21 protein-coding genes are annotated in these 23,847 nt (G+C 71.3%); 11 read left to right on the plus strand and 10 right to left on the minus strand.

Going from position 1 to position 23,847, the window contains the following annotated elements; all coding sequences use genetic code 11:
- Nucleotides 1-37: 37 nt before the first annotated feature.
- Complete coding sequence (locus VK611_17125) at nt 38-652, minus strand: peptidase inhibitor family I36 protein (protein ID HMG43057.1); 615 nt, start codon at nt 650-652, stop codon at nt 38-40.
- Nucleotides 653-947: 295 nt separating this feature from the next.
- On the opposite strand from VK611_17125, the gene VK611_17130 reads away from it, so the two are divergent.
- Entirely contained in the window at nt 948-2,231 is a 1,284-nt protein-coding gene (locus VK611_17130; GenBank protein HMG43058.1) for a peptidoglycan DD-metalloendopeptidase family protein, read from the plus strand.
- A gap of 97 nt (nt 2,232-2,328) precedes the next feature.
- Nucleotides 2,329-3,234, plus strand: coding sequence for a phosphotransferase (locus VK611_17135; protein ID HMG43059.1), 906 nt, complete (start codon nt 2,329-2,331; stop codon nt 3,232-3,234).
- Nucleotides 3,235-3,434: 200 nt separating this feature from the next.
- Here VK611_17135 and VK611_17140 read toward each other — a convergent pair whose 3' ends face one another.
- A complete protein-coding gene (locus VK611_17140) occupies nt 3,435-4,889 on the minus strand; it encodes a PLP-dependent aminotransferase family protein (protein HMG43060.1) in 1,455 nt (484 codons plus the stop codon).
- A 46-nt stretch (nt 4,890-4,935) separates the two neighbouring features.
- Between VK611_17140 and VK611_17145 the strand changes: the two genes are divergently transcribed.
- Together VK611_17145 and VK611_17150 are read left to right on the plus strand one after the other, a co-directional pair.
- A complete protein-coding gene (locus VK611_17145; protein HMG43061.1) occupies nt 4,936-5,478 on the plus strand; it encodes a dihydrofolate reductase family protein in 543 nt (180 codons plus the stop codon).
- A complete protein-coding gene (locus VK611_17150) occupies nt 5,475-5,981 on the plus strand; it encodes a hypothetical protein (GenBank protein HMG43062.1) in 507 nt (168 codons plus the stop codon). Before VK611_17145 ends, VK611_17150 begins: the two co-directional genes overlap by 4 nt.
- Nucleotides 5,982-6,097: 116 nt before the next feature.
- On the opposite strand, the gene VK611_17155 is transcribed toward VK611_17150, so the two are convergent.
- The 3 genes from VK611_17155 to VK611_17165 form a co-directional block, all read right to left on the minus strand.
- Entirely contained in the window at nt 6,098-6,793 is a 696-nt protein-coding gene (locus tag VK611_17155; GenBank protein ID HMG43063.1) for a ferritin-like domain-containing protein, read from the minus strand.
- A gap of 14 nt (nt 6,794-6,807) precedes the next feature.
- Nucleotides 6,808-8,025, minus strand: coding sequence for a hypothetical protein (locus VK611_17160; protein HMG43064.1), 1,218 nt, complete (start codon nt 8,023-8,025; stop codon nt 6,808-6,810).
- Nucleotides 8,026-8,193: 168 nt separating this feature from the next.
- Nucleotides 8,194-9,459 carry a GAF and ANTAR domain-containing protein gene (locus VK611_17165; GenBank protein ID HMG43065.1) on the minus strand — a complete coding sequence of 422 codons (1,266 nt, stop codon included), beginning with the start codon at nt 9,457-9,459 and terminating at the stop codon, nt 8,194-8,196.
- A 181-nt stretch (nt 9,460-9,640) separates the two neighbouring features.
- Between VK611_17165 and VK611_17170 the strand changes: the two genes are divergently transcribed.
- The 3 genes from VK611_17170 to VK611_17180 are packed head-to-tail and all read left to right on the plus strand — an operon-like array spanning nt 9,641 to nt 11,246.
- A complete protein-coding gene (locus VK611_17170; protein ID HMG43066.1) occupies nt 9,641-10,177 on the plus strand; it encodes a hypothetical protein in 537 nt (178 codons plus the stop codon).
- Nucleotides 10,174-10,611: a phage holin family protein gene (locus tag VK611_17175; GenBank protein HMG43067.1), complete on the plus strand. Its 438-nt coding sequence runs from the start codon at nt 10,174-10,176 to the stop codon at nt 10,609-10,611. Before VK611_17170 ends, VK611_17175 begins: the two co-directional genes overlap by 4 nt.
- Entirely contained in the window at nt 10,608-11,246 is a 639-nt protein-coding gene (locus VK611_17180; protein ID HMG43068.1) for a DUF3618 domain-containing protein, read from the plus strand. The genes VK611_17175 and VK611_17180 overlap by 4 nt, the downstream gene beginning before the upstream one ends.
- Nucleotides 11,247-11,335: 89 nt before the next feature.
- Here the strand turns inward: VK611_17180 and VK611_17185 are convergent, their stop codons facing one another.
- The 3 genes from VK611_17185 to VK611_17195 all read right to left on the minus strand — a co-directional run bounded on the left by VK611_17185 (nt 11,336) and on the right by VK611_17195 (nt 15,995).
- Nucleotides 11,336-11,662, minus strand: coding sequence for a hypothetical protein (locus VK611_17185; protein HMG43069.1), 327 nt, complete (start codon nt 11,660-11,662; stop codon nt 11,336-11,338).
- Nucleotides 11,663-11,674: 12 nt separating this feature from the next.
- Entirely contained in the window at nt 11,675-12,652 is a 978-nt protein-coding gene (locus VK611_17190) for a TIGR03557 family F420-dependent LLM class oxidoreductase (protein HMG43070.1), read from the minus strand.
- Between the two features lie 118 nt (nt 12,653-12,770).
- The gene (locus VK611_17195; GenBank protein ID HMG43071.1) at nt 12,771-15,995 is read right to left on the minus strand and encodes an AAA family ATPase; all 3,225 of its coding nucleotides are present in this window, start codon (nt 15,993-15,995) and stop codon (nt 12,771-12,773) included.
- A 171-nt stretch (nt 15,996-16,166) separates the two neighbouring features.
- On the opposite strand from VK611_17195, the gene VK611_17200 reads away from it, so the two are divergent.
- Nucleotides 16,167-17,267 carry a hypothetical protein gene (locus VK611_17200; GenBank protein ID HMG43072.1) on the plus strand — a complete coding sequence of 367 codons (1,101 nt, stop codon included), beginning with the start codon at nt 16,167-16,169 and terminating at the stop codon, nt 17,265-17,267.
- 7 nt (nt 17,268-17,274) lie between these two features.
- Nucleotides 17,275-19,779, plus strand: a complete 2,505-nt coding sequence (locus VK611_17205) for a S8 family serine peptidase (GenBank protein ID HMG43073.1) — start codon at nt 17,275-17,277, stop codon at nt 19,777-19,779.
- Between the two features lie 57 nt (nt 19,780-19,836).
- On the opposite strand, the gene VK611_17210 is transcribed toward VK611_17205, so the two are convergent.
- Both VK611_17210 and VK611_17215 read right to left on the minus strand, forming a co-directional pair.
- Nucleotides 19,837-22,035, minus strand: a complete 2,199-nt coding sequence (locus VK611_17210) for an MMPL family transporter (GenBank protein HMG43074.1) — start codon at nt 22,033-22,035, stop codon at nt 19,837-19,839.
- Complete coding sequence (locus tag VK611_17215; GenBank protein HMG43075.1) at nt 22,035-22,163, minus strand: hypothetical protein; 129 nt, start codon at nt 22,161-22,163, stop codon at nt 22,035-22,037. The genes VK611_17210 and VK611_17215 overlap by 1 nt, the downstream gene beginning before the upstream one ends.
- Nucleotides 22,164-22,295: 132 nt before the next feature.
- Between VK611_17215 and VK611_17220 the strand changes: the two genes are divergently transcribed.
- Nucleotides 22,296-23,468: a histidine kinase gene (locus VK611_17220; GenBank protein HMG43076.1), complete on the plus strand. Its 1,173-nt coding sequence runs from the start codon at nt 22,296-22,298 to the stop codon at nt 23,466-23,468.
- Nucleotides 23,465-23,847, plus strand: a 383-nt coding sequence (locus VK611_17225; protein ID HMG43077.1) for a response regulator transcription factor, incomplete at its 3' end; no start/stop codon positions are given. The genes VK611_17220 and VK611_17225, both read left to right, overlap by 4 nt.

Raw genomic sequence — 23,847 nt, forward strand, 5'->3', positions numbered from 1 at the left:
AGAGCCGGTCCTCGGGACCGGCTCTGAACGTTTGGAGCTAGCAGGCACACGCAGCGGAGAAGCTGTCGTTCCACTTGCTCCCCACATACGGCGAAGGCGCTCCGTTGCGGGCGTAGAAGTTCGCGTTGTTGCGGGGGGACCAGAACGGCGTCCACGTCATGGTGTGTGTGTTGTTGAAGACGGAGGTGATCTTGTAGGCGTAGTTCCTCATGTACTTGTCCCAGTACCAACCGACACCGGTACATCCGCCACGGCAATCGAGGATCGCCCCCGTGCTCGTGTCCCACCACCAAGCGCGGTAGTCGATGTAGACACCGTCTCGTACGGCCAGCATCGGGCCCCGGTAGTCGGAGTCCGGCCATGCGCACAGCCACCCGCGCGTGCAGCTGCCGAGGGAGCTGGCGCTCACGTCGCCTTCCGACGGCAGGGCCACCATGACCCCCGGCTCCAGGAGGACGGTGTTCTCCCCGGTCTTGACGCTTCCGGGAACCGCCCTGAGGGTTCCAGCGACCGCTGCTTCGAGGTCGTACGTGGCAACATCGCCGGCTGACGGTTCAGGCGTGTCGCCGGCAAGCGTTTCGCCGGATCGCGCGTGAGCCACATCGGCAAATGCGGTGCTGAGGGCCAGCATCAGCACGGCGGTGGCGGCCATTGCCATTGCCCTTGGTCGAACCTGCAAGTCAGTCTCCATGTGTGTTCGTCGACGAAGCTCGGACCGCCTCGCGGGGAAGACGGCGCGGGGCACTGTGGCGGGCGCCTGCTAGCCACCTGCTAGCGGCGCGTTAGCCACGGTCGTTTCGGGGTGAGGCGATCCGGTCGCGGAAGGCCCTCCGACGGGCGGCTCGCCACACCCGATACAGGGTCGACCGGCGGGTCGCCTAGCATGACGATTCGATGTCGACGTCGTCGATGGGGAGGGACGTTTGGCGTTGAGGGAGGGCAGGTCGGTGGTGAAGAGCCTCTTCGCCGGTCGTCGCACCGCGGCGGTCGGGGCAGCGCTCGTCGTGTCGGTTGCGGCGGTAGGAGCTGTCGCGCCCGGCACGAGCAACGCCGGCCCGCGGCAGGAGGAGCCGTCCGAGGAGGCGAGCGGCACCGACGACGCGGTCGTGTCGATCGACGTCGACGTGGCCGACGGTGACGCGGTGGCGCTCACCGGGGCTCTCGACGAGATGCAGGCCAACGTCGGCGTCCAGCTCCGCCAGCTCGACGCGGCGGAGACCCTCGTGCGCGACAAGCTCGCCAAGCTGGCCGAGGCCGACGGCGCCATCACCGTCACCCAGGGCAAGATCGACGAGCTGACCACGGCGAGCGACTCGGTGGTCGTGACCCGCTTCGTGAACCCGCCGTCCGAGTCGGCGATCGAGGCCCTGACCGCCGACTCCGTCGCCGATGTCACGATCAAGCAGGCGCTGCTGGACATGCGCGCCGAAGAGGACGCCGCCAAGCTCTCGGAGCTGACCGCCGCACGGACCGACCTGGAGACCCAGCGCGAGGCACAGGAGGAGGTGGCCGCCGAGGCCGACTCGGCTCGCCAGGAGGCCGAGGCGGCACTGGCCGACCTCCAGGCTGCGGTCGGCCAGGAGGCGCAGTTCATCACCGACATCCAGGACTGGCTCGACGACCCCGAGGGCGCTCTGCGGATCTCGGCACGCGGCCCCGAAGCCGCCGCGCAGCTGGCGTCGGTCAAGGCCGAGCTGCTGACCAAGCTCGACGAGATCAAGCAAGCCGAGGCCGAGCGCCGGGCGGCCGCGGCTCTGGCCGAGGCGCAGCGCCAGGCCGCCGCGGCTCAAGCGGCCGACGCCCAGGCCGAGGCGCAGCGCCAGGCGGGGATCGGCGCCTTCGTCTGCCCTGTGCAGGGCTCGATGTCGTTCAGCGACACGTGGGGCGCGGCCCGCTCCGGTGGCCGCAGCCACAAGGGCACCGACATGATGGCCGCGGTCGGGACGCCGGTGGTCGCTCCCGCCAACGGCCGGGTCGTGCACGACTCGAACAGCCTCGGGGGCCTGACCTTCAACCTCTACGCCGACGACGGCCACATGTACTACGGCGCACACATGTCGGCCTACGAGAACCAGGGCGCCGGCTGGGTCGCGGCGGGCACCCTGATCGGCCGGGTCGGCCACAGCGGCAACGCGTCCGCCTCCGGTCCCCACCTGCACTTCGAGTACCACCCCGACGGGGGCTCGGCGGTCAACCCCTACAGCCGCCTCACCGCGGTCTGCCCCCGTTAGCCGTCAATGCCGTTCAGTTAGCGCTTTCACAGCCTCGGTCGGGTCCCCGGTGATAACAGGGGATCACGTGGTCGACCCTCCTGTTACCCTCGCCCAGATGCCACCGAAGGTGCCGGCATTCCAGAATGCTTTCGGGCTTGATGCCATTCGAGAGCTTCGCCCCCTCCACGGCGGGTATCAAGGCAAGGCGTGGACAGCCGAGTTGGATGGGGATCGAATTGTTCTCAAACTAGTAAGCGCCAACTTTTTCTCCAAGCAAGGAGTCACAACGAAGCAACAGATGCTTGCCAGACTGGCAGTATCGGACCCACAGGTCTGTGGCCCGATCGCCATTGCCGGTGAGCTCGTGACCGAGGCAACCGACGACGACTTGGGTCCGTCCTTCCTTCGGGCCTTCGAATTCGCTCCGGGCCGGACGCCGGATGTGCGTCGTCCGAACGATGGCGAAATCCTTGGCAGAACCCTCGCGCGCCTTCACCTTTCGATGAGCTCACTGCCCCCGTACGACCTCGGCCCGATGCGTGCCTTCACCCCCCACTCGGTGGACGTGTTCCGAAGTTCAGGTATTGAAATACCACCGGCGATCCTCACACCAGCTTCGAGCCGGCGGCACCTCCTTCACGGTGATTTCGGCATGCACAATGTGAAATTCAACGGTGAGGGTGACGTCAAGATCTTCGATTTCGACGACTGCGGATACGGCACAGTCGAAGAGGATGTCGGGAACTCTCTCTACATGGCGATGTTTCGATGTTTCGTCGATGGCGACGGACCTCGAACCTACGAGCCGTTCCGAGCGCGATTCCTGAACAGCTATACGGGTTTCCTCGCCGAACCGATCTCGATCGAAGCTGTCAGCCGCTACCTGCACTTGCGAGTTTTCACGTTGTTGCTTTGGCTAGCGCGCCCAGATCTGGCACCACCTGGAGTTGCGGACTCCAGCGCGAGCTGGAAAGAGACTTTGGCTGAGTTCGCGAACCAATACGTGGCGTCTGAGGTATGACGCAAGCGATCTACACCCCGGCGACATCCCTCACTCGGAACCCCAACACCGACTGGGTCGCCCCCGGCGCCCGACACGTTCGCGTGGTCGATGTGCAACCCACCAGCCGGACCGTCGCGTTGACCAGCGCCGCGAGCCCCAGACTCACCATCAACGTCGCCGGCACCAGCGGCCCCGCGTTGGCGACCAGGTTCGGATGGTTAGAGATCGCGACCGACCTCCCGGAGGTGCCCGGCGGCGGTCGGGGTCGAGCGGAGGGTGGCGATGACGTCGGCCAGGATGGCGATGCCCTCGGCGATCGTCGGCTCGGTCAGGCTGGCGTAGCCGAAGATCAGGCCGGGGTCGCCGGAACCGGTGAGGCGGTAGGGGCCGAGGCCGTGGACGCGCAGGCCCCGATGGGCGGCGGCGGCGACCACCTCGGTCTCGTCGAGGTCGGGTGGGAGCCACGCGGCCAGGTGGAGGCCGGCCGAGATGCCGGTAGGGCGCAGGTCGGGCAGCAGGGTGCGCAGCGCGTCGAGCAGGGCGTCGCGCCGGCGCCGGTAGACCGGTCGCATCCGCCGCAGGTGGCGGTCGAGCTCGCCCCGGGCCAGGAAGTCGGCGAAGGCCAGCTGGTCGAAGACCGGCGAGCCCCGGTCGGCGATCTCCTTGGCCGCCGTCAGGTCCTCGACCAGGGACAGGGGAGCCACCAGCCAGCCCAGCCGTAGCCCGGGCATCAGCGTCTTGCTGGCCGTCCCCGCGTAGACCACGTGGTCGGGGGCGAGTCCCTGCATCGCCCCGATGGGAGCCCGGTCGTAGCGGTACTCGGTGTCGTAGTCGTCCTCGATGACGAGCGCACCCCGCTGCCGGGCCCAGTCGAGCACCGCGGCCCGGGCCCCGGCGGGGAGCACCGCCCCGGTCGGGCACTGGTGGGCCGGCGTCAGCAGCACAGCATCGGCATCGGACCGGACGAGCGCATCGACGTCGATGCCCTCCGGCGTGACGGGGATGCCGACCACCTCGATGCCCGCAGCCGAGGGGACGGCGTGGATCTCGGGGTCGGACGGGTCCTCGACCGCCATCCGCCGGGTGCCGCGGTGGGCCAGCACCCGGCTGAGCAGGGTGACGGCCTGGGTGAACCCGTTGCAGACCAGCACGTTCTCCGGGTCGGCGGTCGTTCCCCGGGCCCGGTTGAGGTAGTCGGCGAGGGCGACGCGCAGCTCGGGGGCGCCGCGGCCGCCGCCGTAGGCCAGCGCCTCGTCGGGGGTCTCGTTGAGCACCCGGCGGACGGACCGCAGCCAGGCGGTGCGAGGGAACCGGGTCACGTCGGGACGGCAGTACTTGAAGTCGATGCCGGCCGGCGGGGCGAGGGGCGGCGCCGCGGCCGCAGGCTCCGCGTGCAGCCCCGGCCGCACCCGGGTGTACCCGCCCGATTGGCTGGTCAGGTAGCCCTCGGCGGTGAGCTGCTGGTAGGCCTCCACCACCACGCCCCGGGAGACGCCGAGGGCGGCGGCGAGGGTCCGGGTCGGGGGCAGCGAGGCGTCACCCCGCAGCTCTCCCGAGCGGATGGCGCTGCGGACGGCGTTCTCGAGCTGGCGGTGCAGGGGGACGGGGCTGTCACGGTTCAGCTCGACCTGGAGGTCGACGGCCACGCCTGAATTGGTCCTGAGATCGGACATGGGATCGGACCTTAACTCCCGACCGATCTTGGGCAAGGATGCCGGCATGAGCAAGATCGTCAACTCGACCTTCGTCAGCCTCGACGGCGTGATCAACCACATGGAGCGCTGGCACTTCGACTACGTCGATGCCGAGACCGACGCGCTGGCGCTCGAGCAGGTCCGGGCGAGCGACGCGCTCCTGATGGGTCGGCACACCTACGAGGTCTACGCCGGTGCCTGGCCGGGCCTTGACGGCGAGGTCGCCGACCGGATCAACGCCATGACGAAGTACGTCGCCTCGACCACGCTGCAGTCCGCCGACTGGGACAACACCACCATCCTCGACGGTGACCTGATCGCGGCGGTCACCAAGCTCAAGGAGGACCCCGGCCAGGACATCCTGATGCACGGCTACGGCCCGGTCGCCAAGGCGCTGGTGCGTCACGGGCTGCTCGACGAGCTGGTGCTGTGGGTCCACCCCGTGCTCGCCGGGATCGGAACCGCCGACGACGTGCTGCTCACCCAGGACCTGACAGCCAAGCTCGAGCTGCTCGACACCAGGCCGCTCGCATCCGGCATCGTCGTCCTCAGCTACCGGCTCAAGTGACGGACTACACCGGTCTGGTCAAGAGGCTCACGCTCCCCCCGGGCTACAGCCCACCCATCGAGCTGGCCGACCAGGACATCCGTGCCCGAGCGATCAGCCGGGCCGACCTGCACGACGACGTGCAGGGCATCAACGCCAGCCTCGATCTCATCCGGCAGACCCGCGGGGGTGCCTGGCCGTCCGGGCCCGTCAGCGAGGAGTACAACTACGTCGACCTCGTCTGGCACGAGGCCGAGTTCCGTGACGGGCACTCGTTCACCTACGCCGTGTACGACGCGAACGGCCAGTACCTCGGGTGCTGCTACCTCTATCCCATGGGGACGCGCACGCCGCTCACCGAGGAGCTCCTGGCCCACGACGTCGACGTCAGCTGGTGGGTCACGCCCGACGCCTACGCGCGCGGCTACTACGCCAAGCTCCACGCCGCCCTCCAGCGCTGGCTCGCCGACTCCCTCCCCTTCGAGAACCCGTACCTCTCCAACCGCGAGATCCCCGAGCACTGAACCCGGGTCAGGGCACGCCGGACGGCAGCCGATGAACAGCCCTCGGCCGAGCGGGTGACCACTGGCCCGCCCACCCGGGAGGGGGATCCGGGTGGGCGGGCGTGGAACGGAGCGTGTCAGCCGAGCCAGCGCTTGATGCGGGCGATGACCTTCTCCGCGGTCTCCCCTGCGACCTGCATGGTGCGGCTGGTCGCCTGGGCGGAGATCAGCTTGCAGCGCATGTCGGACGCCCAGCCGAAGTGCTCGTCCTCCTGGGGTTCAACGTGCTCGACGGCTTCGACGAAGGCCGTGCGGACGTTGCCTTCGGGGAGCGAATCGGCCAGCGAGGCGAGGCACGACCAGTTGGCGTGGTCCTTGGCTTCGGCGAGGAGCACGGCGTCGAGCATGACGAGCTCCTGGGTCATGAGGTCGACGGAGCCGGTGAGCAGGAACGTGGATTCCAGCAGACCGGTGCCGGCCTTGGTCGTGGCACGGGCTGCCGGGCTGACGTACATGGGGTCGCCGCCGAGGCGGCCGACGAGCTGTTGGAGGATCTCGACGTGCTCGGTCGTCTCCTTGCCGAAGTGCTCGTACTTCTTCCCGAGGATCGGGCTGTTGGTGCGACCGGCCAGCGACCGGTACAGCTGGGCGCCGCAGCGTTCGTGGGCCAGCATGTCGGAGAGCAGGTCGGCGACGAACGGCCCGTTGAGGTCGGTCTCGGCGAGGAACTCGTCCCGCTCGTCGGGCATGACCTGGTGGACCGGGTCGACGTAGGTCATCTCCTGGGGCACCGACCGAGCGCCGGTGGCGGCAGTGGGGGTGAGGATCGGCATCGTTGCTCCTTGCCTCAGCGGACGGTCTGGGGTCGCAGGTCGGCGATCGGGTGCTCGCCGTCGGTCTCGTCGCGGTACTCGCCCTGGCTCTCTCGGGCCTGGTCGATCACCATCTCGCTCGGGGCGCCACCCTTGTTGACCGTGTCCTGGTACCGGAAGTACCGGTGGTCCTTGGGAAGGTCGTCGAGCTCGACGTACTGGATGCCGTCGGCGCGGAGATCCACCGTGGCGGCGAGCAGGTCGCGCACGTAGGCCTTGTTGGGCTCGAACGTGACCGGCACCTCGGGCAACGAGGGCGGCAGGAGGTCGGCGGGCTCGCGGCCCTCGTACTGGCGCATGGCATCGCACGCGACCTGGAGCTGGCCGATCTCCATGTTGCAGTGCAGCTCCCACAGCGCCTTGATGCGGTCGTCTGTCTCGTTCTGCAGCATCGACCAGTACAGGTAGACCTCGTTGTACTCGTGGAACACCCAGTTGGCGATCCACGAGTCGAGCGGGTCGAGCAGCGACTCGTAGTGCGTGACGTGCTGCTCCTCGATCATCGCGATCTCCGCGTAGAGCCCGCGGGCGATCGGCTCGATCCAGTCGGTCCCGTGGTTCATGTAGAAGTTCATCGTCTGCTGCTCGCCGGACACGATGGTCATCACGTGCAGCCGTGAGAGCGGGTCGACGGTGTGGGTCTCGTAGTGCGGACGCACGTCGTCGTAGGGGTGGCGGTGCTCGACGAACGTGGGCCGGCCGGGCATCACCTCGGTCAGGTGATCGGTGATGGCGTCGGCACGGCCGCCGTAGAGCAGCTCGTAGAGGTTGGCGTAGCGGTACAGGTGGTCGAAGTCCTCCAGCAGCGCGAAATCGAGAGCCATCTTCAGCTGCGGATCAGGCTCGTGGCGTGCCAGCCAGGCCGTCAGGTCGACCGCGACCTGCTCGTAGCCGAGCGTCGTCTCCAACGGGGTCTGGTCGCCCGGGTTGAGCCCGTTCACAGCCTTCTGCTGCTGCTGGTCGATCCTGCGGCCCATGGCCAGCTTGCGCTTCAGGTCGAGGTTGTCGGTGTGCCGCGCGAACTGGTGGCTGAAGTTGATCGATTCGACCTCGGTCCCGTTCATCAGGATCACACGGGTCCGGGTGTACGGATCGACCGCCTTCTTGTCGTAGGGCTCCACGTTCAGCTCCGACCAGCTCCTCAGCTGATCGTCGACCGGAACGCCCTTCTGCTCGAGGGGGTTGAAAGCCATCTGTCCTCCGTCATGGTCGTCGGCCAGGACGTCCGTCAGCTACCGCCGACAGGCGGCTCGGCCGGCTGTCACGGGTCACCGCTCGACGTTTGAACAGATCACCTCGCGGATGCCGAGTTCACATCCGCAGCCCCCGTCTACCCATCCCCGGCGGCGGCAACCAACCGTTCAGCCTTTGTTGCGGGACACCGCCTGATCGACGATCCGCTCGGCGACGGCCCGCAGCTTGACGTTCTCGCGCTGCGACGCCTTGACGAGCATCTGGAACGCTTCGTCCTCGTCGCAGCCCTGTGCTCCCATGAGGATGCCTTTGGCTTGTTCGATCACCGCCCGGTGCTTCATCGCCTCACCGAGACCCGTGCTCAGCTCGCGGGCATCCCAGTAGACCTGGGCGTTGGCCAACACGATCGCGGCCTGCGAGGCGAACAGCATCCCCGTCGCCGCGTCGGCCTCGTCGAAGGCGCGCTCGGACCGGGAGTACAGGTTCATCGCACCGACCGTGTGCCTGTCCACGACGAGCGGGAGCGACATCAAGCTGTAGATCCCGTTGTCGGCAGCGACCCGACGGAACTCAGGCCACTTGCCGTCCTCGCAGGTCGACTCGATCGAGGTGACCCGCTGGGTCTCGAAGGCCTCGAGGCATGGACCGTCACCGGTGTCGTACTGCGCTTGGTCGATCACCGGTGACAGGTCGTCGGTGAAGATCGCCGTCCGCTTCCGGCCCTCGACGGGCATCGTGATGCCCACGAACTCCGCCGGCGGGATCGCTTCGACTGTCAGATCTGCGACCCGTTTCAGGATCTGCTCGAGGGTGCCGTCGCCGATGAAGAAGCGTGACAGCGCCGCCAGGCTGCTCGTCAGAGGTGAGTCGGCCACGGTTCTCCTGGCCTCAGGGCCGGAGCCGGGCGCCGTTCCCTGGTGGGTCAAGGCAGACGGCCGACTCGGGCGAGTACCCCGCAACTCTACAACTGCCCACCCCCAGCCGACCGGCGTCGGAAACGAGCCGACAGCACGACGCGGCTCGTTGCTAACGTTCGTGCCTCGCCGCTCTTGATCCAGCAGGAACGACGTGTGGCCAAAGCTCTTCGGAGGCTCGTCATGCGCTTGGATCACGACCCTGCTCCGACACCGCCTGAGTTCGGAGTACGGGTGGTCAGCGACGGAGCACGCCCCACGGTGGTCGTGCACGGAGAGGTGGACCTCTCCAACGTCGACCAGTTCGCGGCCGCGGTCGACGCCGCCCTGGGCACTGGCTCGAGCCTCGAACTGGATCTCGAGAACACGACGTTCATGGACTCCGCCGGGCTCGAGGTCCTCGTCGCAGCGCACATCCGCCTCGGTCAGATCCCCGAGGCCATCGTGCTGCGCGATCCAAGCCCGGCAATTCGACGCCTCCTCCAGGTCAGCGGCGTCGACCGGCTCGTGACCGTTCATCCGCCCGAGGCTCGACCCTCGCCCTGACCGGTCGGACAGCGCTGCGAGCTGTCTCGACGGATCCGCCACGCGAAGTCGTCGGGTAACCGTCGAGCCGGTGGGTAGGCAGCCCCTGCCCACGCAGGGGATCGAACCAACGGACCCGGCAGAACGCCATAGAGCCGCCCAGGAGGTCGCAGCCATGGCGAACACAACCGATGCCCGTCAGAAGATCGAGGAGACGGCATCGACAGCAATCGAGCAAGGCAAGGAAGCCGGCCACGTTGCCCGGGAGGCCACCGGCACCGTCGTCGGGGATGCTTTCGACCAGGTCGGCAACGTGACGGCCGAGATCAAGGACCAGGCACGCCAGCTCGTCGACGACACGAAGTCCCAGCTCCGAGACAAGGCGGACAGCCAGACCTCGCATCTGGCCGATGCGCTGGGCACCTTCGGCAGCGAGTTGCAGGCCCTGGTGAGCGGTCAACCCGACACGGCCGGCACGGCGGGCCGTTACGTCGAGCAGGCCGGCAACGTGGTCGGCGATCTCGCCCGGCAGATCCGTGAGCGGAACTTCGAAGGGCTCGTCGACGACGTCCAACGGTTCGCGCGCCGGCGTCCGGGCGTGTTCCTGGCTGCCGTGGCAGCCACCGGCTTCGTCGCCGGACGGCTGGCTCGCTCCGCCAAGGACGACGACGGCGATGATGAGTCCGCCACCCTGTCTGCGTCGACGCCATGACGGATCCGGACGTCGACCTGCGTCGACAAGACGTGTCCACGGCGCACTCCGAAGGTGACGAGGCGAGCCTCGGTGAGCTCTTCGGCGAGCTCTCCCGTGGCTTCAGCCAGCTCATGCGCCAAGAGATCCAGCTCGCCAAGTCCGAGCTGCGCGAGGAAGCGGGAAAGGCCGGCAAAGCCGCCGGTCAGCTCACGGCAGCGGCGGTCACCGGCCACCTGTGCCTGCTGATCGGCTCGTTGGCCGCCGCTTGGGCCATCGGCGAGGTCGCCCCCATCGCCGTCGGGCTCTTCATCGTCGCCGTCGTGCACGGCGTCGTCGCCGCGGTCCTCTACTCCCGCGGTCGCAGCACGGCCGAAGACATCGAGGTGGTCCCGGACGAGACCATCGAATCTCTCAAGGAGGACGCCCGATGGGCCAAAGCACAACCGACGTGAAGCGCGAGATCGAACAGACCAGGGAGGACATGAGCGGCACCATCGACGCGATCGCCGATCGCACCAGCCCCTCGCGGGTGCTGGGTCGGCAGCGACGGCGGATGACGGACCGTGTCCGCTCCGTCCGCAGCCACGTCATGGGTACCGCCGAGCAGGCGGTCGACACGACGCAGGAGGCGATGCACGGCGCCCGGAAAGGCACCGGGCAGGCGGCCGACAGTCTGCGTGACAGCGCCGGCCAGATGGCCGAGAACGTGCGCGAGGTTCCCGGCCAGGCTCGGCAGGTGGTGCGTGATCAGACGCAGGGAAATCCCCTCGCCGCCGGCGTCATCGCCTTCGGCACCGGACTGCTCGCGGCGTACCTGGTCCCCTCCAGCCCCATCGAGCGTCGGATCACCAAGCAGGTCCGCCAGGAAGCCGAACCGGTGCTGACCGAGCTCAAGGAAGCCGGCCAGGACGTCGCCGGCAACCTGAAGGACACCGCCGAACAGGCCGTCCAGGAGGTCCAGCAGACGGCGACCGACTCGGCACGCCAGGTCGCCGACGAAGCCAAGGACAAAGCCCAAGAGGTCCGCGACGACGCCGCCTCTCGTACCGAAACCGTGACCGATCAGGCTCCCAGCGACACTCCGTGACCTGATCAGCGGGAACCGCGGCGGCGGCCACACCGATCCCCTCTGGGCGGTGTGGCCGCCGCCGCATCGAACCTCTGGCCGAGCGGCGGTTAACGCCCGACCGCTCGCTCGAGCTCGGCTTTGGTCATCTTCGAGCGGCCCTTGATGCCTTTTTCGCGGGCTTCGCTGTACAGCTGGTCCCTGGTCCGTCCACCGGGGCCACGATGGGATCGGAGCCCACCGCGGCGGCCCGAGGAGATGTCGGCGGTCGAGGTGCGGCTCGCCTGCTCGGATTCGCCCGAGCGGGCGCGTTCCTTGTTGACCGTGCGCGCTGCGATCTCCTCGGCGGTGTCCTCGTCCTCTCCGCGATCGAGCACGCCCTTCTTGATGTGGTCGTACTGGCGTTCCCGCTTGTCGCTCCATGACTTCTGGGGCATCACCTTCTCCTCTCAGGACGTCGCGTCGGTGTGGAGTCCCGCCAACGCGGGCTGCAGGTCCTGGGTCCAGAAGCGGAAGAAGCCAGCCTGGTCGGGTCCGATCTGGTGGAAGTAGAGGTGGTCGTAGCCGGCCGAGAGGTACTTCCGGACCGATTCGATGACCGCATCGACGTCAGGCCCGCAGGGGATCGATCTGGTCGCCTCGTCCTCGTCGACCATCGCCGCGGCCTGCTCGAAGTGGGTCCACGTGGGCAGGTCCTGGGAGAGCTGCCCGGTGACGCCACCGTTCGGCCACACGTCGTGCACCGTCTTGCGAGCGGCGACGGCGTCTTCGGCCCAGCAGACGTTGAGCTGCGCGTAGCAAGGACCGGCTCCGCCGTTGGCGCGATAGCGGTCGACACTCTCGTGGTCGGGTGAGTGACCCCAGTAGCCGTCGCCGATCCGCGCGGCGAGCTCGGTGGCCTTGGGCCCGAACCCGGACACGACGACCGACGGCGGCTCTACCGGCGGGTCGAAGAGCTTGGCGTTCTCGACCTCGTAGAAGTCGCCGCGGTGATCGACGGTCTCTCCCGACCAGAGCTCGCGGACGACTTCGACCGCCTCGCCGAGCATCGCCTGGCGCACGTCGGCCGGCGGCCAACGGTCACCGAGGATGTGCTCGTTGAGCGCCTCGCCGGTACCGACCCCGAAGAAGAAGCGGCCTTCGAACAACAACGACGTCGTGGCGGTGGCCTGGGCGATGATCGCCGGGTGGATTCGGATTATCGGGCAGGTCACTCCCACGCCGACACGCAGCCGCTCGGTCGATGCGGCGATGGCGCCGAGAACCGACCACACGAACGGACTATGTCCCTGCGCGCTCACCCATGGGTGGAAATGGTCCGAGATCGAGACGAAATCGAACCCCACCTCCTCAGCCCGGCGAGCGTTGCGGACGAGATCAGCAGGGGCGTGCTCCTCACCCGAGAGCGTGTAGCCATAGGAGATCATCGGATGCCCTCCAGGACGTAGCCCAGCGATCAACTGCCGCGTCGAAGTCCCTACCCCGAGCGTCGACCTGCAACCGGACCCGGGGCGTCGCGGCCGCAGGCCCGATGGGGTGCCGTGGTCACGACAGTGACCAGTCGACCGGCTCCTCGGGGTTGTAGCTGCAGAAGGTGCCGGTGTTGAGCGACCGTTGGAGGTGGCGGGCGAGCGCAGCGTGCTGGGAGCCGATGCTGTCGATGCTGGTCCGCATGCGCCGCCACACCGTCTTGCGGGCCCGCTCGACGGGGTCGCCGGGCTGACGGGGACGCCGCCCGAGTCCCAGGGCAGCGCTGAGGTGGGAGGTGATCGCCTCCAGCTCGTCGCGGGCCCGGTCGGCGCGGCCGGTGTCGGCGAAGCGCTGCGCCTCGTCCAGCTCGTCCTCGAGGTCGGCGAGGCGTCGCCGGTACCCGGCGACGGCGGTCGCGTCGAGCCCCGGGTCGGCACCGCGGTCGAGCCGGGGCTCCCCGCGGGCGGCGAGCAACTCGAGGACGTGGACGCCGCGACCCGGCGCGGCGAGCAGGGCGGCGATGTCGTGCATGCCCTTGCGGTCGCGCACGCTTGCGCTGGTCCCCTGGTAGGCGACGGTCCACAGCTCGCCCTCCCGACGGAAGACGTTGGCGGGGGCGACGACGGCGGCGACGACGGGAACGGCCGCGGCATCGGTGCCGGCCCGGGTGTCGGCGACCTGCCGGCGCAACCGCGGGATGTCCATCTCGTCGGCGAACGTCCCTGCCTCGTCGAGCAGCTCGTGTGCCCGCTCACCGTCGGCGGGGCGGCCGCGGGCCAGCAGGAGCGCGGCCCAGTCGTGCTGCACCTGGGCGGCCCACAGAGGCGCACCGAAGTGCCGGGACGCGGCCAGCGCGGCGTGGAAGTGCTCCTCGGCGGTGTCGGGCCGGCCTGCCAGCGCTGCCAGGCGCCCGAGCGAGTGGGCCACCGAGCCGAGGTGCAGCGCCCCGCTGCTGTTGACCACCTGCTGGCGCGCGTGGGGGAGCAGCTTGGCGGCGAGGGCCGGCGCCCAGTCGGCGCGCTGGAGGGCGACGCACGCCTCGGCGAGGCAGTAGGCGGCCGTGGTCCACTCCTGGTCCTCGGGCACGGTCGCGAACCCGTCGGCGGCGAGGGGCTCGAGCAGTGCCTGCGCCGAGGCCGGCCGGCCGAGCTCGGTGTGGACGAACGCCAGGGCGCAGCGGTAGACGGGGATCGTCGGGTAGCGGTGCGCCGCCAGAGCGAAGAAGCCCTCGACGTCGTGGAGCGCACCCTGGTGGAGCCGGATGCCGGCGAGCTGGATGACGAACTGCGCCAGGGCGTACTCGCCCCGGACCGCGGCCAGGCGTCCGACCTCGTCGGCGTGGCCCTGGGCCTCGACGAGCCGGCCCTCGGCCACCGCGCGGGTGCCCATCCAGAGCGGCACGAACCAGCGGAACGACGGGAGGCGTGCCCGGTCCACGCTCCGGGCGAAGGCCGCGAGCTCCTGGTCGACGTCCGACCGGCGGCCCGCGGCCATGAGGTCGACGACCCGTCGGATCCGCCCGAGCAGCGTGCGCTCGGAATCCTCGAGTCGCCGACCGAGCCGCACCAGCTCGGTGCTCGTCGCCAGGCGCTCGTCGATGTCGACGCCGCCCCGCTGCACGCGGTGCACCTGGATGAGCGCCTCCCACACGGCGACCGGGTCGCCCAGCCGGGTCGCCAGGGCGCGGGCCTCCTCGGCCATCCGCGCCGAGCGCGGCCGGTCGAGGTGGGACAGCTCCTCGGCGGTGCGGGCCAACAGCTCGGCTCGTACGGGGCGGTCCTCGGCCGGCAGCCCGGCGAGGGCTTCCTCGAGGAGGTCGATCGTGGCGTCGTCGCCGGCGTCGGCGAAGGTGCGGGCCGAGTAGGTCAGGGCCGCCCGGGCCAGCAGCTCCGGGTCGCCACTCGACCGGGCGGCGTCGACCGCGGCGATCGCTGCCCGGCGCGACTCGGAGCCGTCGCCGGCCCGGGCGACGACCGCGGCGCGTTCGATGCGCAGCTCGGCGACACGCGGGTCGGACCTGGCGGCGACGGCGGTGTCGAGCACCTGGAGGGCCCGGTCGTAGAGCACCACGGCCTCCTCCCAGGCCAGCGCGTGCGCGGCCTGCCGCGCGGCCCGGACGGTGTGGTCGGCGGCGGTCTCGTCGTCGCCTTCCGGGAGGGCGGCGAGCAGGTGCCGGCTGATCGCCGCCACGGGAACGCCGGGAGCGCCGGGCCCGGGCGAGGCCTCGATCAGCGTGCGACCGAGGCGCAGGTGCCGCGACCTGCGGTCGCCGTCCACCAGCCCCTCCCGCAGGGTCTCGGCCACGAGCCCGTGCGTGTAGCGGAACCAGCCGGGTCGTTCCGGCAGCGGCTCGGCGAGGCGATTGCGTCGTGCCGTCGCCAGGGCACGCTGCACGTCGCCGTGGGGAGTCCCGCTGGCCTGCTCCACCAGCCCGGTGTCGAACTCGTCGCCGGACAGTGCCCCCCACCGCAGGACGTCGACCTCGGCCGGGGCGACCCCGGCGAGCCGGCGCTCGATCACGCCCCGCACCCCGGCAGGCAGCGCCAGCCGGCCCGGCGGCTCGGCGAGGCGCCCCTCCGAGGCCAGCAGGCGGACGACCTCCTTGGTGAACAGGGGGTTGCCCCCCGTGTGCCGGTGGACCCGTCGCACTAGCTCCGGAGCCGGCTCGACGCCGATCGTCTCGGCCATCAGCCGGGCCAGTGGACCGGCGCCGAGCGGCCGGAGCTCGAGGCGGGTGGTGTCGCCGGGAAGGCGGCCAGCCAGTGCGGAGAGCGGGTGCTCCGGACCGATGTCCACGTCGCGGTAGGCGCCCACCAACAGCAGCGGCGTGCTGTGGAGGTTCCCGGCCAGGAACTCGAAGAGCCGCAGCGTCGGGGTGTCGGCCCAGTGGAGGTCGTCGAGCACGACCACCAACGGGTTCTCACACGCCGCGTCGTGGAAGGCGCGCGTCGCCCGGGAGAAGAGCTCGAACCGGGCCGAGTCGTCCTCGGGCCCGGACGGCAGGCGGTGGTCGCCGAGCCGTTCGCCCGACAGGAGCCGTCGCCCGGTGTCGGCCCCGGCGCAGGCGGCCAAGGCCTCCGACCACGGCCAGTAGGGCGGGGCGCCGGCACCGCTGGGACACCGGGCGACGACGACGCGCAGTCCCTGGCGCCGGGCATGTCGCGTCGCGTCCTCGACCAGCAGCGTCTTGCCGATCCCCGGCTCGCCGGTGACCAGGACCGCCCGGCCGCGGCCGGCCTGCGCCTCGTCGAACGCTCCGTGGAGCTCGGCGAGGGGCAGCTCGCGCCCGTGCGACTTCACCGACCTCACCCCGTGTCGACCGGTCCTGACCGCGCGCTGCTGACCACGGTTCGCACCGTATCTCGCGGTTCCGTCGGGCCGAACCCGAGGAGTCGCATCGCGACACGGCGTGTAGCGCCCTGTTCCTCGGGGCGTACGACAGGCGCGAGCGCGCAGGAGGAGTGGTTCGGGATGGATACGACGAGGCGATTGCGGATGGTGGTCGGGGCTCTGGCCGCGGCGACGGTAGGGCTCGTCGGGTGTGGATCCGGCGACGACGACAGTGCCACCGAGGATCCCGCCGAGGCGACGCCCGACACGACCGCCGACTCCGACTCCGAGTCCGAGCCGGCCGAGCTCGACCTGACGGGGCTGGCGGTCATCAACTCCGACGGCGGGATGTACGAGGTCCCCCGCCTCGAGTTCGTGGATCCCTCCACGGGCGAGGTCCGCACCACCGTCGCCTACGCCGACGTCACCTGGGAGCCGGCCGACGGCGAGATCGAGTCGCGGCGGTCGTACTCGGGCGACTGGCGCTACATGGCGGTGACGCTGGAGGGCGATGACGCCGCCGAGGTGCGGGTCATGCGCCTGAACGAGGCCGAGAGCGCCTACGAGGAGCTCTTCGCCGTCAGCGGCGTGGACGAGGCGAGCTACTCGACGGATCCCACGGAGTACCGCAGCCCGCGCTTCGGCCCGGAGGGCCCCACGCTGTGGATGGAGTCGGGCCCCGCCGGCGGCGACGAGTTCACGGTCGTGTCGGTCGACGTCGAGATGTACGAGGAGGGCGACGAGCCCGAATCGAGCGGGGTCGGCAACCGGGAGCGCGACGCCTGGGCGCTCGACGCCGGGGGTCGTCCCGTGCCGACCCTCCGTGACGACATGCGGGAGGCCGCGGCCGGCGGCGAGGACGGGCCCACGGTGGGGTTCTGGACCGATGCCGGCGGCGCGGTCGTCGCCGAGGGGTTCCGCGACAACTGCTCGGAGCTCGGGCGGCTCGACGACGGCGCCTACCTCCTCGCCACCTGTGGGGGCTCCGCCCTCGCCCGGGCCGTCCTCGACCCGCAGGCCGGGACCCTGCAGGTCACCGAGTTGGTGCCGGAGGGAGCCGACGGCATGCCCGAGACAGCCGTGGTCTCGCCCGACGCCACCGAGGCGCTGCTGCGGATCGAGGACGTCTGGTACCTGGCCTCGTTGGCGACGCCGGGCGCCGAGCCCCAGCCGGTCGACGGCCTCGACGTCGACTTCCGGGGCCAGGACGCCAACGCCTCGACGCTTCTCGGCTGGTCCTGAGGCCGGCGTGCGCCCGCGGATCGGGGTCCTCGCCGTGGCCGCCGCCGGGCTCGTCGCGACCGCGGTCGTCGTCGTGCCCCGCCTGCTCGACGACGACCCCGAGAGCCCCGACGGAGGCGCCGAGGCGACAGGCTGGACGGACCGCCAGCAGGCGCTGCTGGAGACCGTCGCGCCCAGCCCCGACTGCCCGCCCGCCGCCCCGCCTCCCCCGGTCGCCGAGGGCGAGGTGCTCCTCGACGTCCTGCGTGTGCGCGGCACCTGCCTCACCTACGAGGCGGTCATCACCGCGGCCGGTGGCGTCGAGGCGAGGCTGACGGAGCTGCGGGCCGAGCCGGACGTGCTGGCGGCCGACGAGTCCGTCGGGCTCGCCCTCGCCGACGCCCGGACCTCGCCGGCCGCGGTGCGGCAGGGCGACCCCTGGGGGCAGTGGGCGCTGGACGACCTCGATGCCGAGGATGCCCGGGAGCTGTGGCCCGAGGGCGCCTCCGTCGTCGCGTCCGTGATCGACACGGGCATCGACGAGGACCATCCCGACTTCGGTGGCGCCGTGCGGGACGCGGCCCCCGACCGTCGGGTGGGGCACGGGACGGGGAGCGGCCACGGCACGCACGTCGCCGGGATCGTCGCGGCCACGGAGGACGAGCACGGCGTCGAGGGGCTGATGCCCTCAGTGGACCTGCTCGATGCCCAGCTGTTGGAGGCCGTCGGCGACAACCCGACCGACGTCAGGCCCGTGGCGACGCTGGCGGAGCGGATCATCTGGTCGGTCGACCACGGTGCGCAGGTGATCAACATGTCGATCACGGAGGACGGCCGCTCGACGGCCAGCGCGGTGGCGGTCCGGTACGCGTTGCGTCACCGGGTCGTCCTGGTGGCGGCCGCCGGCAACCTCGGCGGCGACGCCGAGACCGACGATCCCGACTCACCCGACTCGGAGGTGCGCTACCCCGCGGGCTACGAGGGCGTCATCGGCGTCGCCGCCTACGACCACGACGGCGAACGGTCCACCTGGTCGGCCAACAACGCCACGGTCGACCTCGCGGCTCCGGGTGCCGGCATCGTCTCGACGTGGCGCCGCGACGTCGCCTGTCCCCCGATGGCCGGCAACCCCCTCCTGGACGACCGCGCGCGGATCGCCTGGTGCCTCGACGAGGGGACCTCGATGGCCGCACCCTACGTGGCGGCGGCGGCCGCGCTGCTCAAGGCCCGCCAGCCCGGCGCCGACGCCCACCAGGTGACCCGCGCCCTGCTCACATCCGCCCGGCCGGCGCCCAGCCGGGACGCCCAGGGATCCTTCTACGGCGCCGGCAAGCTCGACCCCTCCGCCGCGGCGCGGGCGCTGGACGAGCTGATGGACGTGCTGCGGGAGTCGAACGGTGCCGACCCACTCGTCGCGGTGCGGGCCGACGGTGCGGCGACGCTCGCGGTGGTGGATGCGTTCTCCGGGCAGCGGGCGCTGCTGGCGCACGTCACCGGCAGCATGGGCACGCCGAGCTACCCGCTGCGCTGGAGCCCCGACGGTCGCTACGTGGCGGGCCGGACCGACGACGGTTACGTGACGGCGTGGGACGCCGGGGAGCTGGACTTCGGGTCGCCGGAGGAGGCGGAGTCGATCGACGTCGGGTCGGAGCACCCCGACGTGGGCGGGCGTGTCGTCGACTTCGCGTTCGTCGACGACACGACGGCCGCGCTCCTGGTGACCGAGGACTTCCTCGGAGCCGCGATGATCGACCAGGCCGACGGCACCGTGCTCCGCTACCACGATCTCGCCACCGGCGAGCTGAGCGACCCGGTCGCGACGCCGCGACTCGACCGGATCGTCGGCCACCTGGGCGAAGACGACGTGCTCCTGGCGATCGAGCGCCAGCCCAACCCGACGGGCGGCCCCGGCGCCCACGGGTTGGTGTGGCTCCGCCGCGACGGGCGGGTGCTCCGGCGTACCGGGCTCGGCCACGCCGGCGACCGGGTCACGGCCGCGGTGCCGTCGCCGGACGGGTCGACCGTCGCCGTGGCGCTCGCCGTGCCCGAGCAGGAGCGCAGCATGGCCGGCGAGGTGGGCGATCCGCTGGTCTCCCTCGTAGTGGTCGACACCGTGACCGGCGCGGTCACCGACGTCGAGCTGCCCGGCCCCGACACCGTCCTTGCCCTGCGGCACGTGCGCTGGTCCCCTGACGGCGACGACCTCGTCGCCAACCTCCGGCGCGGCGACGTCGGCCCGATGCCCGATCGCCGCGAGACCATCGACGGCCTGGTGGCCTACGACGGCGACAGCTGGCGGCGGCTCGACGGCGACCCCCTGCTGGCGGCGACGACGGTGGGCGACGACACGCAGATCGTCCTGACCGACGACCGCGAGGACGACCTCCACGGCACCGGCGACCTCTACGTGCTGTGGGGCCCGGCCGAAGGAGAGGCAGGCGATGCCTTCGCCGAGCCGACACCGACCGGGCAACCCGTGGCCGGCGACGTCAGCGACATCTGGCTCGCTGCGACAGGCGAGGAGTCCCCGTAGGTGGGTCAGCGGAGCCTGTCGACGTTCAGCCGTCGTCGACAGGCTCCGCCGAGGCGGTCAGCCGACGGGTACCCGGGAGGGCTCGGTGTCGGGCCCCGACTCGGGCCCGGCGGTCGCCGGCGCGGGGACGGCGCCCACGGCCTCGCCCTCGACGTCGATGCGGGGCAGCAGCCGGTCGAGCCAGCGGGGCAGCCACCAGTTGCGGTCGCCGAGCAGCTCCATCGTGGCCGGCACCAGGACCATCCGGACCACGGTGGCGTCGACGAACACCGCCGTCGCCAGGCCGATGCCGGCCAGCTTGAGGAACACGGCGTCCTCCATCACGAAGGCGCCGAACACCGTGACCATGATCGCGGCGGCGGCGGTGATGACCCGGGCCGTGTTGGCCAGCCCGTCGGCGACGGCCTGCCGGTTGTCGCCGGTGCGGACGTACTCCTCGCGCACCCGGGACAGGAGGAACACCTCGTAGTCCATCGACAGGCCGAACAGGACCGCGAACATCGTCATCGGCAGCCAACCGGGAACCGGCGTCGGGTTGTCGATCCCGACGAGCCCGCCGAACCAGCCGCCGTTGCCGGCGAGCGCCATGACGCCGTAGGCGGCGGCGATGGACAGGATGTTCATGATCGCCGCCTTGACGGCCACCGCCAGCGAGCGGAACACCGACATGAGCAGGACGAACGACAGCAGGACCACGCCCCCGATGAACAGGGGCAGCCGGCTGGCCGTCTGCTCGCTGTCGTCGATGAAGCCCGCGGTCGTGCCGCCCACCGACGCCTCGACGCCCGTGCCGGCCACCGCGGCCGGGATGACGTCGTCGCGCAGCGTGTGCACGAGATCCTCGGTGGCCTCGTCCTGCGGCCCCGTGGTGGGCACGACCGAGATGACCGCGGCGTCGCCGCGGTCGTTCACCACGGGCGGGACGACCGTCGCCACGCCGTCGGTGGCGGCGAGATCGGCCGCCACCCGGTCGACGGCGTCGGAGGCAGCGGCGTCGTCGCCCGCACGGGCCAGGTCGACGGCCACGAGGAAGGGGCCGTTGGCGCCGGGCCCGAAGCCCTCGCCGATGAGGTCGTAGGCCTGGCGGCTGGTCAGCTCGGTAGGGCCGTTCCCGGCGTCGGGCATGCCGAAGCGCATGTCGGTCACCGGGGCGGCGAGGGCCAGCAGCACGACGAGGGCGGCGAGACCGGCCACGAGCGGGCGCCGCTGCATCACGCGGCTCCACCGCCACGACAGCGTGCGCCGGCCGTCGACGTCGTGGCGGAACCACGGCAGGCGGAACCGATCGATGGTGCGACCGGCGAAGCCGAGCAGGGCGGGCAGCAGGGTGACCGAGGCGAGCACCACCACCGTCACCGCCAGGGAGGTCGCCAGGGCGACGCCCCACAGGTAGTCCCGGCCCATCAGCACCAGGCCGAAGATCGACACCACCACGGTCGAGCCCGCGAACACGACGGCCCGGCCCGCCGTGCCGCCGGCGAGCAGCACCGCGTCCCGGGGCTCACGCCCCTCGGCCAGCGCCGACCGGTAGCGGGTCACGATGAACAGGGCGTAGTCGATGCCGACGCCGATCCCGATCATCGTGGCGATCTGGACGCCGAAGTCGGGTACGTCGAGCACGTTCGTCATCAGCCACACACCGCCCAGCGCGACCCCGAGGCCGAAGCCGGCGATCACGAGGGGCAGGCCGGCGGCCAGGACCGAGCCGAACGCCACCAGCAGGATGACGAGGGCGGCCAGCAGCCCGACCGACTCGGAGCCGGCCTCCTGCTGCTCGACCTGCTGGATCGGGTAGCCGCCGAGCTCGACCCGCAGGCCGTCGCCCTCCGCCTCGCCGGCGAGATCCATCACCCGTTCGACGGACGCGGTGGGCAGCTGCTCGGCCGCCACGTCGAAGCGGACCTGCAGGAGGCCGGTCGAGCCGTCGGGTGCGACAGGACCGGGCTCGGCTGCCACGACGTTCGGCACCTCACCGAGCTCCGCCGCCAGGCGGTCGACCCGCTGGGTCACGTCGGGGCCGGTGACCCCGCTGTCGGACGTGTACACCACGTCGACCGTGCCCCCGGCGAACGCGGGGAAGCGGTCCTGCAGCAGCTCGACCGCCTCGGCCGAGTCGCTGCCGGGGACCGTGAAATCGACCTCGTTGTCGCCGCCGGCCACGCCCGAGAGGACCGTGGCGGTCACCAGCGCCGCCACCCACAGCGCCACGACGCGCCGTCGGCGGTCGTAGCTCCAGGTCACGAGCCTGCGCAGCATCACGCCACCCCCCGGGTGATGGAGCCGAGGGCCGGGGTCGACAGGCGGGCGTGGCGCCGGCGGCCGGCGAACCACAGCAGCTTCAGCGCCAGGGAGGATCTGGGGGATGCGGTGAGGGTGAGAGTCACGGTGCCCATGGTCGGTGTGCGGCGCCGCCGTGTCGTCGCCCGGGAGGCGGCTTCGTGTGGCCGTGCCTACGTCGTGGCGCGTACGCGCCGGGGCCGATGTGCTCGGCGACCGGGCCTCGTATCGTCACGGTCATGGATGCGCCTCGCGTGCGGAGGGTCGACGTCGTGCTGGCGACCGTGATCGCGGTCGCGCTCGTGGTCGTCATGGCCGTCATCGGCAGCGACCCCGAGCCCGGCCTCCGTTCGTTCGACGTGCTTGCGGGGGTGCTCGTCGCCGTCGCCGGGGGCGTGCTGGCGCTCCACCGGCGGGCCCCCCTGGTGGTGCTCGCCGTCACCACGGCGGCCCTGGCGACCTACAACCTGCTGGAGTACACGGGCGGCCCCGTCTACCTCACCTGGATCGGCGCCGTCTTCGCGGTGTCGGTGGCCCGGGGGCCCGCGAAGGCGTGGGTCCCCGCCGCGGTGTCGACGGCGGTGATCCTCGTCACCGGCTTCCTCTGGCGCGACCAGCCCGTCGGCCAGAAGCTCGCCGACTCGGCAGGGGTCGTCGCCGCCCTGTTCGCCAGCTGGGCAGTCGGTGCGCTGCTGCTGGGCGGCTCGGTGCGCGGCCGACGGGCCGAGCGAGCCGCGATGGAAGAGCGGGCCCGGCACCTGGCCGAGACCCGGGAGGAGGAAGCGCGTCGTCGGGTCGCCGAGGAGCGGTTGCGGATCGCCCGCGACCTCCACGACTCGGTCGCCCACAGCCTGGCCAGCTTCTCCGTGCAGGCCGGCGTCGGGGCACATGTGCTCGACGATCGGCCGGAGGACGCCCGGGCCGCCCTGCTCGCCATCAAGCGCGCCAGCGGCGAAGCGCTGGCCGAGCTGCGGGCGACGCTGGGCATGCTCCGCTCCAGCGAGGCCGCGCCCCGCGAGCCCACCGCGGGGATCGACCGGCTGCCCTCACTGGTCGAGAGCTCTCGCGCCGCGGGGCTTCCGGTCGACGTCGTGATCGAGGGGGAGGCGCGGCCGCTGCCGCCGCCCGTCGACGCGGCCGCCTTCCGGATCGTGCAGGAGTCGCTCACCAACGTGATCCGCCACGCCGGCGCCGCCCGGGCCACGGTCGCGGTGCGCCATGGCGACGGTGGCGTCGAGATCGAGGTGACCGACGACGGGCGAGGCGCCGTCGCCGGCAACGGCCGCGGCAACGGCAACGGGGGGCACGGGCTGGCTGGGATGCGGGAGCGGGTCGCCCACCTCGGCGGCGAGCTGTTCGCCGGCGCCGGCCGCTCCGGCGGCTTCCGCGTGCGGGCCCGGCTTCCGCTGTGATCCGCGTCGCTCTCGCGGAGGACCAGGCCCTCGTGCGGGCCGGGTTCCGGGTGCTGTTCGACGCCGAGCCCGGCGTCGAGGTGGTGGGTGTGGCCTCCGACGGGCGCGAAGCGGTCGAGCTGGCCCGGTCGCAGCGGCCCCACGTGCTGCTCATGGACATCCGCATGCCGGAGGTCGACGGCATCGAGGCGACCCGCCAGATCGCGGCGGATCCGGCGCTCGACGACGTCCGGGTGCTGATCCTCACGACCTTCGAGCTCGACGAGTACATCGTCGATGCCCTGCGCGCCGGCGCCAGCGGCTTCCTCCTCAAGGACATCGAGCCGGTCGAGCTGGTCCGGGCGGTCAAGGTCGTGGCGGCGGGGGAAGCGCTGCTGTC

The sequence above is a fragment of the Acidimicrobiales bacterium genome (assembly GCA_035316325.1).
In the GTDB taxonomy this organism is placed as follows: domain Bacteria; phylum Actinomycetota; class Acidimicrobiia; order Acidimicrobiales; family VFJN01; genus DASXTK01.

What these genes read in the sequence shown, in the direction of transcription:
- VK611_17140 (HMG43060.1), bottom strand. Translation starts at nt 4,889, where the DNA reads ATGTCCGATCTCAGGACCAATTCAGGCGTGGCCGTCGACCTCCAGGTC.
- VK611_17200 (HMG43072.1), top strand. Translation starts at nt 16,167, where the DNA reads ATGGATACGACGAGGCGATTGCGGATGGTGGTCGGGGCTCTGGCCGCG.
- VK611_17125 (HMG43057.1), bottom strand. Translation starts at nt 652, where the DNA reads ATGGCCGCCACCGCCGTGCTGATGCTGGCCCTCAGCACCGCATTTGCC.
- VK611_17190 (HMG43070.1), bottom strand. Translation starts at nt 12,652, where the DNA reads ATGATCTCCTATGGCTACACGCTCTCGGGTGAGGAGCACGCCCCTGCT.
- VK611_17185 (HMG43069.1), bottom strand. Translation starts at nt 11,662, where the DNA reads ATGCCCCAGAAGTCATGGAGCGACAAGCGGGAACGCCAGTACGACCAC.
- VK611_17135 (HMG43059.1), top strand. Translation starts at nt 2,329, where the DNA reads ATGCCACCGAAGGTGCCGGCATTCCAGAATGCTTTCGGGCTTGATGCC.
- VK611_17145 (HMG43061.1), top strand. Translation starts at nt 4,936, where the DNA reads ATGAGCAAGATCGTCAACTCGACCTTCGTCAGCCTCGACGGCGTGATC.
- VK611_17175 (HMG43067.1), top strand. Translation starts at nt 10,174, where the DNA reads ATGACGGATCCGGACGTCGACCTGCGTCGACAAGACGTGTCCACGGCG.
- VK611_17220 (HMG43076.1), top strand. Translation starts at nt 22,296, where the DNA reads ATGGATGCGCCTCGCGTGCGGAGGGTCGACGTCGTGCTGGCGACCGTG.
- VK611_17155 (HMG43063.1), bottom strand. Translation starts at nt 6,793, where the DNA reads ATGCCGATCCTCACCCCCACTGCCGCCACCGGCGCTCGGTCGGTGCCC.
- VK611_17165 (HMG43065.1), bottom strand. Translation starts at nt 9,459, where the DNA reads ATGAACGGTCACGAGCCGGTCGACGCCGCTGACCTGGAGGAGGCGTCG.
- VK611_17210 (HMG43074.1), bottom strand. Translation starts at nt 22,035, where the DNA reads ATGCTGCGCAGGCTCGTGACCTGGAGCTACGACCGCCGACGGCGCGTC.
- VK611_17170 (HMG43066.1), top strand. Translation starts at nt 9,641, where the DNA reads ATGGCGAACACAACCGATGCCCGTCAGAAGATCGAGGAGACGGCATCG.
- VK611_17160 (HMG43064.1), bottom strand. Translation starts at nt 8,025, where the DNA reads ATGGCTTTCAACCCCCTCGAGCAGAAGGGCGTTCCGGTCGACGATCAG.